Source organism: Clostridium sardiniense, from assembly GCF_050584765.1.
Lineage (GTDB): Bacteria > Bacillota > Clostridia > Clostridiales > Clostridiaceae > Clostridium > Clostridium sardiniense_A.
Genome location: NZ_JBNOOR010000002.1, coordinates 337,554 through 350,069, shown reverse-complemented (window position 1 = coordinate 350,069; position 12,516 = coordinate 337,554). Strand labels below are relative to the sequence as shown.

The following is a 12,516-nucleotide window of genomic DNA, read 5'->3' as shown; positions in this document are numbered from 1 at the left end:
AGGTGGGGAGTAATGTTAACTTATAAGGAGATACAAAGCTTAAATGACTTAGAACTTGAAGTATACAAATATATAATAAGCAATAAGAATAAAATAGCAGATATGAAAATTAGGGAATTGGCAGAGAAGTCACATGTATCAACAACTACGGTTCTAAGGTTCTGTAAGAAGATGGGATGCGATGGTTATTCAGAATTTAAACTAAAATATAAGCTTTATGGAGAAGAGAAGCAAAATTCAGCATATGAAATTGATGCTAACTTTATGATTGACTATTTTAAAAAGGTTAATAATAAAGAATTTGATGATAAATTAAATGAAGTGGCTAAATTAATAGGAGAATCAGATAAAGCTGTTTTTATTGGAATAGGTACTTCAGGCGTACTTGGAAAGTATGGGGCAAGATATCTTTCTAATATAGGAAAATTTGTTCAATATATAACTGATCCATATCATCCAGTTCCTAAAGGCTATTATGAAGATTCAGTAGTTATAGCCCTTTCAGTTTCAGGAGAGACAGAGCAAACAATAGAGCATGTTAATAAGTTCAAATCATATAATTGCAAGATAGTTTCAATAACAAACAGTGAAACAAGCACTTTAGCTAAGATTTCAGACATAACATTAGCTTACTATATGCCTATTGATCTTGCTAGAGAAAATTTAAATATAACGTCTCAGGTTCCCGTTATTTATATGATTGAAGTTATAGGAAGAAAATTAAAAAAGTATATATAAAAAAAGCTGTAATCTATGAAAGATACTTAGATTACAGCTTTTATTTGTTTAAAATAAAAAGAACTTCTTTAGATAACTTTTTTTCTATATTATATAAATCTTACTTATATAAATCTTGTTTTTTTTGTGTAACAGATTTTATAAAAGATAATTTGTTTTTTACGATTCTAAAAGTACTGACATCTATGAAAACGTTTGATATTATGAATTCATAAGTAGGAAACAGAAGAAGTTAAATAAGTATTTTCGGGGGTATATATGAAAAAAAGAGGGTTACCAGAAGGTTTTTTATGGGGAGGGGCAGTAGCTGCTCACCAATTAGAAGGTGGCTGGAATGAAGGCGGAAAAGGTGTTAGCATAGCTGATGTAATGACGGCAGGCTCACATACTGTTAAAAGAAAGATAACTGATGGAGTAGAAGAAGGATATTATTATCCAAACCATAAAGGAAATGATTTTTATAACCATTATAAAGAAGATATAAAGATGTTTGCAGAGATGGGATTTAAATGTTTTAGAACATCAATAGCATGGACAAGGATTTTCCCAACAGGTGAAGAGGAAATACCAAATGAAGAAGGATTAAAATTCTATGATGATATGTTTGATGAACTATTAAAATACAATATTGAGCCGGTTATAACATTAAGTCATTTTGAAATTCCTTATAATCTAGTTAAAAAGTATGGCGGCTTTAGAGATAGAAAGCTTGTAGATTTATTTGCTAGATTCTCTGAAGTTGTAATGAAGAGATACAAAGATAAGGTTAAGTATTGGATGACATTCAATGAAATAAACAATCAAGCTGAATACGATGTGGACATACTTCCATTCTGTAATTCAGGGCTTTTATTTAAAGAGGGAGACAATAGAGAAGAACTTGTATATCAAGCAGCACACCATGAGTTATTAGCAAGTGCAAAGGCAGTAAAGATAGGACGTGAAATTAATCCAGATTTTGAAATAGGATGTATGATTGCTTTTGTTCCAGTATATCCTTACTCTTGCAATCCAGATGACATGATGGCTCAAGTTGAAGAGATGAGAAAGAGATGGCACTATGCTGATGTTCATGTAAGAGGAGAGTATCCAAGCTTTACTAAAAAACTTTGGGAAAGAAAAGGGCTTAATATAAATATGGAGCCTGAAGATGAAGAGATACTAAAAGAAGGAACTGTAGATTATATAGGGCTTAGTTATTATATGTCAGATGCAGTCAAAGCAAATGCAAAAGAGAAGGTTCAAAATCCATATATTAAGAGTAGTGATTGGGGATGGCAAATTGACCCTGTAGGACTTAGATATTCATTAAATGTTATATATGAAAGATATAATAAGCCAATGTTTATAGTTGAAAATGGATTTGGAGCTATTGATAAACTAAGTGAAGATGGTATGGTACATGATGATTATAGAATTGCATACTTAAGAGATCATATTATTGAAATGCAAAAAGCAGTTGAAATTGATGGAGTGGATCTTATGGGTTATACACCATGGGGTTGCATAGATTTAATTTCCTTTGGTACTGGTGAGATGAAAAAGAGATACGGTTTTATTTATGTTGATCAAGATGATGAAGGAAACGGAACTCTTGAAAGAAGCAAGAAGTTATCATTTGATTGGTATAAAAAAGTTATAGAAAGCAATGGAGAAGATCTTACAGATTAATAGGAATTATATTAATTATAATAAGGCTACTTAAATTAGATCTAGGTTGATTAAATCAGGGTTAATTAAAAGTAGGCTGATCAAATTAAATTTAATTAGATTAAGACTGGGTTTATTTTTATAATTTTTAAGAAAGGTAATTTGAAGAGTTAAGTTTCAAATTATCATTTCTTAACAGGCTGCGGAAAACGTATTCAAAAAGTGGGGAGGAATAATAAATTATGAAAGAATTTCTAAATGATAAATTGATACCTTTAATTATGAGGTTCATAACTTTAAAACCTGTACAAGCATTAAAGGATGGATTGCTATTTACAATGCCACTTACTATAGTTGGTTCAGTATTTTTATTACTTGCAAATTTCCCTTATACTCCAATAGCTGAATTTATAGCTAGTAAAGGATGGGATGTAGCATTAAATCAAGCTTATGGTGCAACATTTAATATTATAGCGTTAGTAGCTGTTGTAGGTATAGCTTACACTTATGTTAAAAATGAAGGATATGAGCCATTATCAGCAGGTATCATAGCATTAGTATGTTTTGTTTTAATGAATAATTCTTACGTTATAGATAAAGCAACTGGGGTACAAGTAAATAATGTTATAGATAAGACATGGACAGCTGGACAAGGTATGGTAGTATCTATAATAATCGGTATATTAGTTGGGGTAATATATACATGGTTTATGAAAAAGAAGATTATAATAAAGATGCCAGAAGGTGTTCCTCCAGGGGTTGCAAATTCTTTTACAGCATTAATTCCAGCAGCTGTTATTATAACTGGAGCAATGATAGTTTTCGTAGTATTTAAAGATGTATTTAATACAACATTTGTTGAATGGGTTTATAAAATTATACAAATGCCACTTCAAGGTATGACAGACTCATTAGGTGGAGTAATACTTATGGGATTAATGATACCATTCTTATGGTGGTTTGGTGTACATGGTTCAACGATTGTTGGTGGAATTATGGGACCTATATTACAATCAAACACATTATCTAATCAAGCTATTTTAGATTCAGGAATGGAGCTTACTATTGAAAATGGTGGTAGAATTGTTACTCAACAATTCCTAGATCAATTCATGACAGTAACAGGAGCTGGTATGACTATTGGACTTGTAATGTTTTTACTATTCTTTGCAAAATCAGCTCAATGCAAGCAATTAGGTAAACTTGCTGGATTCCCTTGTATCTTTAATATAAATGAGCCAATAATATTTGGATTACCAATAGTTATGAATCCATTTATGGCGATTCCTTTTTTCGCAATGCCAGTTATATCAGGTATAATACTTTACTTCTCAATTTCAGTTGGTTTAGTTCCACTATTTGGTGGAGTAATGGTTCCATGGACAACGCCTCCTATAATATCAGGATTCCTTGTAGGTGGATGGAAAATGGCATTACTTCAAACAGCAATTTTAGTTTTATCATTCTTTGTATACTTACCATTTGTTAGAAAGATAGATAGAATGAATTTAGAAGCTGAAAGAGCAGCTGAAAACTCAGATAATTAAATCTAAGAATAATTAGTTTTAAAGATAGAAATTAATATAAGTGGTTGTCTTAAAATAGTTAAAAGTTATTTTGAGGCAACCATTTTTTATATCCTTTCTTATTTACTAGATATAAAGCTTTAATATATAACATAAAAAAGATGAATAGATTAGATTATTGAGTTTTACTTGTAGATTATGTAATATTAAATAACGATATTTATAGAGTACTAACAACCTTTTAGTTAAATAAATATTTTTTATAATTTTAAGCCAACACTTCTTTTTATATAATAACTTACATAGTAGAAGTCCACATATGCCAAATAGGTATATGTGGATTTTTAGTTATGTTTTAAAATAGCTATCTTATCAATGAAATTTAATTTATAAATGAAATATAGTAACATAAGATTAATAGATTTATCATGAATCTTAAGAAAAAATAATCTAAATTTATATATTATAAAATGATATAATTGTATAAATAAAACTAAAAAATGCTTTAAAACTTTGAGGAGATGAACACATTGAAAGAACAGATAATAAGAAAGATATTTAATGGCTTAATATATATTCATATATTACATCATGCAGATAAAGAAAGCTTCTATGGAAGTTGGATGATAGAAGAACTAAAGGGGCATGGGTACAATATGAGCCCTGGAACATTATATCCTGTTCTTAAAACTATGGTAGAGGAAGGGCTTTTAGAAAAGGAAGAAAAGAATGTTAATGGCAAGATAAGAAAATATTATAAAAGTACAAAAAAGGGAAATGAACTTTTATTAGAATTAAAGAAAAGCTTAAAGGTGCTAGTAGGTGAGGTTATGTAGAAAATAGGTTAGTAGATTTGAAAATTTAAATTTACTAACCTATTTTTTATTGAAAAGGAAAAATTTTTATGTTAATATCGAAATGCGATATTGAAAATTGATATATTATTAAAGGGGTAGGAGAATTAATATGAAAATACTTGAGTTAAATAGAGTCTACTATGATGTAGAGCATGAGAAAAATATAATAAATGGAGTATCCTTTCAAGTAAATGAAGGGGATTGTATATCTATTATAGGGGAATCAGGAAGTGGTAAAAGCACATTAATGAAAATATGTGCAGATTTAATAGAAATTAAAAGTGGAAGTATAAAGTATAGAGATAAAGAATACGAAGCTTATGAGCCTACTGAATTACGAAGAAAAGTTAGTTATTGCACACAATCAGCACGTCTATTTGGAGACACTGTATATGATAATTTAGAGTTTCCCTTTAAGATAAGAAATAAAGAGGTTGATAAAGATAAAATTATATACTTTCTAAACCTATTTAATTTAGATGAAAGCTATTTAGACAAGCAAATATCATCTTTATCAGGAGGAGAAAGGCAAAGGGTTGGACTTATAAGAAATGTTATATTTAAGCCAGACGTTTTATTGCTTGATGAAGTAACATCTGCTTTAGATATTAGTAATACAAAGGTTGTTGAAAACTATGTTAAAAAAATAAATAATGAAGGTGTTACTGTATTATGGATTACCCATAGTGAGGAGCAAAGCACTAGCATATTTAATAAAAGAATAGTTTTTTCAAAGGGGAATATAGAGAAAATGGAGGAATTATATTAATGAGTACAGAGGCTTTAATTTTTTCATCGATTTTAGTAGTAATACCGATATTTATTTCATATAAAGATAAATTAAATATAGGCAAAGATATAATAGTAAGTGTAGTTCGTGCAATTATACAATTAGTTATAGTAGGATACCTTTTAAACTTTATTTTTGGATTACAAAACCCAATATATACAATAATGCTGATTTTGGTTATGATCTTTATTGCAGCATTAAATACTAAGAAAAAAGGAGATTCTATAAAAAATCAAATCCTTATATCCTTTCTTTCTATTCTTATAGGGACAAGCATTACTATGACCATATTAATAGTATCCAATGCAATAAAATTTAAAGCAAGTGACGTAATACCAGTTGCAGGGATGATTATAAGTAACTCTATGGTAGCAATTATATTAAGTTATAGAAATTTAAATACTAGCTTTAAAGAGAGAAAGGAAGCTGTTGAAGTTAAATTGTCATTAGGTGCAGATATAAAGGAAGCCTCAAGCGATATAATAAGAGAAAGTATAAAGCTTTCTATAATGCCAACTATTGACTCAGCAAAAACTTTAGGAATAGTATCCTTACCAGGAATGATGACTGGATTAATACTAGGTGGAACATCACCAATAGTTGCAGTAAAGTTTCAGATAATGGTTACCTTTATGATTCTATCATCAGCATCTATATCAACTATGATATCCACATATTTAACTTATAAAACATTCTTTAATAAAAGAAAGCAATTAAAAGATTCAAGTAAATATATACTTTGATGATGTATTATTAGTGATAAATTCAGACTAAGTTCTCTATAGAACTTAGTCTTTTTTATATATAAACCTTCATTCTAAAAGATAATTTCTACACATAAAATTTAGTATATGTATATTATAAAGAGGTGAGCTTTTGCTTAAAAGAAAAAGGTATTTTAAGTTTATTATAAAAGCTATATTACTGATTATTTTATTTATTTTAATGAATATATTTTTTGACTCTCACTCTAGTTTATTTGTACTAGGCTTATGCGTTTTAGTTGTATATGTGTTAGTGAAGTGCGATAAAATGGAAATATAAGGGGAGAGGATATTAATAATATTTTAGATTGTATTTATAGAAAACTTATTAGGAGAAAATAGATAATGGATGATAGACTATTAGAAAATAAAAAATTTATATCTATATTTAATGATGAATATTTTACTAGTTATATTGACTATTTTAATGAAGATAAAGTAGTAGTTGGATTAGGCTGTGATTATAATCTTACTCAGCATATTGAATCAGATGAAATAATAGATCATCAGCATAAAGATCCTCTAGGAAAAGTTTTATCTATAGCAAAGGGAGATTATATTGGATGGACTATAAGAAGAATAATAGAGGTAAATGGTGAAATTTTACTACAAGTTAATAAAATTTTGGGGAGAGTAGAGAAGGATTTAAAGGATATATATGAATTTAAAAAAGATGTAGGACATGTAATTCCAATTAAAGCTCTCGACAAGAAAACAGTAGTATTAAAATATTATAATGTTATCAATTGGAATAAAATTGAAGATATAAATAGTGGATATGATGAATTTAAAGATTTAGATTATTTTAAAGGATTAGAATATGAAGAAACAAACAAATTTTACATGAATATAAAGTTCTTTTCAGATGACTTTATTAAAATAGGGGACACAGAAATAATTATTGATCTAAGTAATTTAAAGGTTACAGATAAGCCATATTTATATGCAATAAAAAATTTTTCTGTAGGAGATTTTTTGTTAGGACAATTTATATATGCTGGAGAGGATACAAAAGTATTAAGAGTTATAGGTAAGATTAAAAAAATGGACCTAGAAAATGATACCAAAATAATATTAGAAGTTTTTTCAAAGAAAGAAAAGAAGTATGAGTATGGTTCTATTATAAGTATTCATAATAATGATATTAATTCAATAAATAACTTCATTAATAAAGATAAAAATATAATTTTATATGGGCCGCCAGGGACAGGTAAAACTTATAATATAGATAATGAAGTACTAAAAATCATAGATTATTCTAAGTATATAAACAATGTGGATAATAGAAAGATTATTCATAGTGAAGTTAAAAAGGCACAGCTTGATAATCGAGTTAGATTCTGCACATTCCATCAATCCTATGGATATGAAGAATTCATTGAAGGACTAAGGTCAGATGGCAGGGGAAACTTTATATTAGAAGATGGAATTTTAAAAGAGATAGCAATAGAGGCAATGTTTGAAGGTTTACTGTACTATTTAAAGTCAGATTTTGTAAGCAAAATGAATTCTATGAATGAGAATGAAATCAAATCCAAGAAGAAGGAATTAGTATTAGAATATATAAATGATAGTAGTAAATATGACTTCTTTGATTGTGATCAATATGTAATAGTTATTGATGAAATAAATAGAGGTAATATATCAAAAATTTTTGGTGAGCTATTAACTTTATTGGAAGAAGATAAAAGATTAGATACTGAAAATGAAATGATAGTAAAGTTACCATATTCAAAAGAAGAATTTAGTTTACCACCTAATTTACATTTAATAGGGACTATGAACTCTTCAGATAAATCTGTAGCTCCCATAGATGTTGCGCTAAGAAGACGGTTTAAATTTAAAGAAATTATGCCTGATGAAGAAATATTAAATGTTGTTGATGATATAGATTTATGCAAAATGTTAAATAAGATTAATTCAAGAATAGAGTATCTATATGATAGAAATTACATGATAGGACATGCATATTTTATTACTTGCACATCACAGGAAGATATAATAAATACTATAAATGGTAAGATAATTCCATTATTACAGGAATATTTCTATGAAGATTGGAAGAACATTGCATTAGTCTTAGGGGGAATAGGTAAATCTGAAGCGGATAAGTATATAGTCTATAGAGAAGAAATTAATCCAAAAGATTTATTTGATGAAACTTATATAGATGAATTTACAACTTCCTATAAGTATAATATTAAATCAAATATAACAGAAAAAGAGTTAAAGAGCATCTATGAATAAGTATATTTGTGTTAGAGAATCCTTTGATTATATTTATTTAGGTGATGGTAAAGAGAAGTTATCAAATAATGAATATAGAGCTCTGCAAAAGTATTTAGAAGAAAATATAAGGGATAATACCAATGTAATTGAAGGCGGATATACTAAAATAAGATTTATTAATTATGTAGGTATTTTAAAAATAAAGAATGTAACAATAGAAGTTCTACCTAAAATATCATTTAGTAATGATAAAAATAAAGATAGAAGAATTCTATTAGAAATGTTGTCTAAGTGCTTGGATTTAGATATAAATTTAGATAAGCTTATTAATTCTAATACTCAAAATTATAACTTGTTAGATTTAATTGCAAATAAATATTTGGAAATATTGATGCTGGAATTAAACAAAGGAATTTTTAGAGAATACGTAAATTACTCAGACAATCTAAAAATGATTCGAGGAAAGATAGTATTAAAGGAGCATATGAATAAAAACTACGCAAATAAGGATAGAGTATTCTGTAGCTTTGATGAATATAGCGAAAATATTTTACTAAACCAAGTTTTAAAGTTTGCTAGTGAAAAAATACTAAGGAATATAAATAATATGGATATTACAAAAAAGTGCAATAAAGCATTATTTAAGCTTAGTAATGTTGATATAAAGTATATAAATAAAGAAATTCTTTCACGAGTTCAAATTAATAAACAAAATAAAAGATTTTTACAGGTCTTTGAATTAGCTAAGTTTATTATTTTAAATATGAGTAACGATAGTGGAAGAGGAATGAATAATGGATTTTCAATGCTATTTGATATGAATACATTATATGAAAAGTACACTGTAAAAGTAATAAAAGAAATATGCACTAACAAAAAAGTATACTTACAGGATTCAAAAAATTATTTGTTAGCTAACAAAAGCAATAATAAGCAAAGTTTTAATCTAAGACCAGATATTGTAATACAAGATAATGTATCAACAACTATAATAGATATAAAATGGAAGGCAGTAGAATATAATTCAAAAAATAATTATGAAATAAGTGATATATATCAGATGTATGCTTATGCTAGTAGGTATGAAGATGCAAAAAAAGCAGTTCTTTTATATCCTTCTTTAGAAGAGGGGAAGGAGTACGAAGCTTGGACCTTTATAGATAATGTTAATAAAGAAATTGAGATTAAAACAGTTAGACTGGATAGCTATAATAATACAGTTGAGGACTTAGAAAATATAATTAATTAGCTTATATAAATTGTATTTGAAGATTATAATTCTATATATTTTATATAAGGTGTAAAACTTAAAAAATCTACTTAAAGTAGTTATGGAAGACCGTATCATAAATGAATGATACGGTTTAATTTATATAATATAATTACAAGTAATATAGTTTAGTCTATTATTAGTATAAGGAGTAGCATAAATTAAAAACACAGGAGGGGTAACTATGAAACATGAATGGAGAAAAAAAGAGAAACAGTATTATATACCAAAAACAAAGCCAGAGATAGTAGATATTGAAGAGTTTAAATTTATCCAAATAAAAGGAGAAGGAAATCCAAATAGTGAGGGATTTTCAAAAGCTGTAGAAGTGTTATATTCACTATCTTACACCATAAAGATGATGCCTAGAAATGGCATAAATCCAGAAGGGTATTTTGATTATGTAGTCTATCCTCTAGAGGGAATATGGGATTTAAAAGAAGAGGCTAGAGGTAAAGAAGTTTTAGATAAAGATAAATTAGTCTACACTATAATGATTAGGCAGCCAGAGTTTGTAACAGAGGAATTATTCAAAGAAGCCATAAATATTGTAAAAAAGAAAAAGCCAAATATGCTATTAGATGAAGTTGAATTTGTCAGTATAGAAGAAGGTAAATGTGTTCAAATGATGCATATAGGATCTTTTGACGATGAAGCTAAGAGCTTTGAAATAATGGAAGAGTATTGCAAAGATAATAATTTAGAGATAAAAAGTAAGGCACACAGAGAAATATATATATCAGACTTTAGGAAAACAGCACCTGATAAACTAAAAACAGTTTTAAGATATAGAGTTAGCTTATAACTCAATTAAAAATGAATTTGGATTTAATGATGCTGACACGGTTTTAGTTTTAAAGGATATTCTTTATCAAAAATATAAACTGGAAAAAGAAAAATAAATAGAATATAAAGATGAAATTAAAATCTCTTAAATGTTACATTTATGAAACATTTAGGAGATTTTTTCGTGTATAAATTATTTTATTATTATATTGCAAACATTTTCAGGAAACGTTTTCCGAAAAATTAAAATATGTTCTAGAATATTTCAGAATATATGAGTTAATGGAGGAATTAAATGGACGCAATAGTTAATTTTTTTAATATCGATAAAAAGTCAGTTTCTGTGCCAATAGAACAACAAAGAAAACAGTGGATTAAACAATTTTTAAAAGCTTTTTTAGTTGTATTTGTTGTTTACGCTTGTATGTATCTAATTAGAAATAACTTTAAAGCGGCACAACCACTTTTAAAAGAACAATTAGGTTATACTACATCAGAACTTGGATACATAGGATTTGGATTTTCAATTACATATGCAATAGGTAAAACATTATTAGGTTACATAATTGATGGTAGAAATGCAAAACGTATAGTTTCATTTTTATTAGCAATGTCAGCAACAATAGTATTAATAATAGGTATTTTATTACTTAATGGTAAACAACCATCAGGAATTATATTATTACTTTGGGGATTAAGTGGATTTTTACAAGCACCAGGAGGCCCAGCTGCTTACTCTACAATATCAAGATGGACTCCAACAGTTAAAAGAGGTAGATATTTAGGATTTTGGAATATGTCTCATAATATAGGTGGGGCAATTGCTGGAATACTTGCACTATGGGGTGCTAATGCTTTCTTCCATGGAAATGTTGCAGGGATGTTTATATTCCCAGCAATAATAGCACTTATCGTTGGTGTTTTATTAATGTTTGTTGGTAAAGATGAGCCTGAAGAATTAGGTTGGAATAGAGTTGAAGATATCTTTGGTGAGCCTGTAGATGAAGATAATATCGAAAGTGAATCAATGACTAAGTTTGAAATCTTTAAAAAATATGTTTTAAAGAATCCTTGGATTTGGACACTTTGTGTAGCGAACGTTTTCGTATATATTGTTCGTATAGGAATAGACAACTGGGCTCCACTTTATGTTACAGAACATTTAGGATTTGGAATGACAGATGCTGTTGATACAATATTCTACTTTGAAATGGGAGCACTTTTAGGAAGTATGACTTGGGGATATGTGTCTGACCTTCTAAAAGGAAGAAGAGCAATACTTGCTGCTTTTTGTTTAGGAATAACTGCCTTTGCGGTACTTGGATATAGATATGCAACTAGTGTTGCAATGATAGATGTTTCATTATTCTGCTTAGGTGCATTAATCTTTGGACCACAACTTTTAATAGGTGTCTCAATAGTAGGTTTTACTCCCAAAAAGGCAACAACAGTAACTAATGGATTAAGTGGAACATTTGGTTATCTTTTTGGTGATTCAACTGCTAAAGTTGCACTTGCAAAAATTGCAGATCCAAAATCATCTGGTATAACTGTATTTGGGACAAATCTTCATGGATGGAATGATGTTTTTGTTGTCTTCTATGCAGCACTTATTGTAGGTGTAATCTTACTTCTTGTAGTAGCTTATGGAGAAGAAAAGAAAATTAGAAGATTAAGAAGAGAAAAAGCTTCAGCGAAGTTAGAAGAAGCAGTTTTAACTAGCTTAGAAAAAGAAGCAGCTGTAACTAACTAAAAATTTTAGCTCATAAATAAACATTTATTTTATAAATCTAAAAATAAAAAAGAACCTGTATAATAGACAATCAAAAAGAGAGTTTATATATAGGTTCTTTTTTATCATATAATCCTATTAATTAATTTTTAAATTTTAAATTATACAATTAAT

At 28.0% G+C, this 12,516-nt stretch carries 10 protein-coding genes; all 10 read left to right on the top strand.

What is annotated here, in order from left to right; genetic code table 11:
• Nucleotides 1-12: 12 nt before the first annotated feature.
• The 10 genes from ACQPUW_RS11325 (at nt 13) to uhpT (ending at nt 12,363) form a co-directional block, all read left to right on the top strand.
• Nucleotides 13-738, top strand: coding sequence for a MurR/RpiR family transcriptional regulator (locus tag ACQPUW_RS11325; RefSeq protein WP_430837599.1), 726 nt, complete (start codon nt 13-15; stop codon nt 736-738).
• 258 nt (nt 739-996) lie between these two features.
• The gene (locus ACQPUW_RS11320) at nt 997-2,409 is read left to right on the top strand and encodes a 6-phospho-beta-glucosidase (RefSeq protein WP_430837597.1); all 1,413 of its coding nucleotides are present in this window, start codon (nt 997-999) and stop codon (nt 2,407-2,409) included.
• Between the two features lie 221 nt (nt 2,410-2,630).
• Entirely contained in the window at nt 2,631-3,935 is a 1,305-nt protein-coding gene (locus ACQPUW_RS11315) for a PTS sugar transporter subunit IIC (RefSeq protein WP_430837596.1), read from the top strand.
• A gap of 509 nt (nt 3,936-4,444) precedes the next feature.
• Nucleotides 4,445-4,750 (top strand): helix-turn-helix transcriptional regulator, encoded by a 306-nt coding sequence (locus ACQPUW_RS11310; RefSeq protein ID WP_430837595.1) that lies wholly within the window; start codon nt 4,445-4,447, stop codon nt 4,748-4,750.
• A 130-nt stretch (nt 4,751-4,880) separates the two neighbouring features.
• Nucleotides 4,881-5,540 carry an ABC transporter ATP-binding protein gene (locus ACQPUW_RS11305; RefSeq protein WP_430837594.1) on the top strand — a complete coding sequence of 220 codons (660 nt, stop codon included), beginning with the start codon at nt 4,881-4,883 and terminating at the stop codon, nt 5,538-5,540.
• Nucleotides 5,540-6,304 carry an ABC transporter permease gene (locus ACQPUW_RS11300; RefSeq protein WP_430837593.1) on the top strand — a complete coding sequence of 255 codons (765 nt, stop codon included), beginning with the start codon at nt 5,540-5,542 and terminating at the stop codon, nt 6,302-6,304. Before ACQPUW_RS11305 ends, ACQPUW_RS11300 begins: the two co-directional genes overlap by 1 nt.
• 366 nt (nt 6,305-6,670) lie before the next feature.
• On the top strand, nt 6,671-8,572 hold the full coding sequence (locus ACQPUW_RS11295; protein WP_430837592.1) for an McrB family protein: 1,902 nt from the start codon (nt 6,671-6,673) through the stop codon (nt 8,570-8,572).
• Complete coding sequence (locus ACQPUW_RS11290) at nt 8,565-9,803, top strand: McrC family protein (RefSeq protein ID WP_430837591.1); 1,239 nt, start codon at nt 8,565-8,567, stop codon at nt 9,801-9,803. The genes ACQPUW_RS11295 and ACQPUW_RS11290 overlap by 8 nt, the downstream gene beginning before the upstream one ends.
• 205 nt (nt 9,804-10,008) lie before the next feature.
• On the top strand, nt 10,009-10,629 hold the full coding sequence (locus ACQPUW_RS11285) for a GyrI-like domain-containing protein (RefSeq protein WP_430837590.1): 621 nt from the start codon (nt 10,009-10,011) through the stop codon (nt 10,627-10,629).
• A 276-nt stretch (nt 10,630-10,905) separates the two neighbouring features.
• Nucleotides 10,906-12,363, top strand: a complete 1,458-nt coding sequence (gene uhpT / locus ACQPUW_RS11280) for a hexose-6-phosphate:phosphate antiporter (RefSeq protein ID WP_430837589.1) — start codon at nt 10,906-10,908, stop codon at nt 12,361-12,363.
• The last annotated feature ends 153 nt before the right edge of the window (nt 12,364-12,516 follow it).

What these genes read in the sequence shown, in the direction of transcription:
- ACQPUW_RS11300 (WP_430837593.1), top strand. Translation starts at nt 5,540, where the DNA reads ATGAGTACAGAGGCTTTAATTTTTTCATCGATTTTAGTAGTAATACCG.
- ACQPUW_RS11305 (WP_430837594.1), top strand. Translation starts at nt 4,881, where the DNA reads ATGAAAATACTTGAGTTAAATAGAGTCTACTATGATGTAGAGCATGAG.
- ACQPUW_RS11320 (WP_430837597.1), top strand. Translation starts at nt 997, where the DNA reads ATGAAAAAAAGAGGGTTACCAGAAGGTTTTTTATGGGGAGGGGCAGTA.
- ACQPUW_RS11290 (WP_430837591.1), top strand. Translation starts at nt 8,565, where the DNA reads ATGAATAAGTATATTTGTGTTAGAGAATCCTTTGATTATATTTATTTA.
- uhpT (WP_430837589.1), top strand. Translation starts at nt 10,906, where the DNA reads ATGGACGCAATAGTTAATTTTTTTAATATCGATAAAAAGTCAGTTTCT.
- ACQPUW_RS11295 (WP_430837592.1), top strand. Translation starts at nt 6,671, where the DNA reads ATGGATGATAGACTATTAGAAAATAAAAAATTTATATCTATATTTAAT.
- ACQPUW_RS11315 (WP_430837596.1), top strand. Translation starts at nt 2,631, where the DNA reads ATGAAAGAATTTCTAAATGATAAATTGATACCTTTAATTATGAGGTTC.
- ACQPUW_RS11285 (WP_430837590.1), top strand. Translation starts at nt 10,009, where the DNA reads ATGAAACATGAATGGAGAAAAAAAGAGAAACAGTATTATATACCAAAA.
- ACQPUW_RS11325 (WP_430837599.1), top strand. Translation starts at nt 13, where the DNA reads ATGTTAACTTATAAGGAGATACAAAGCTTAAATGACTTAGAACTTGAA.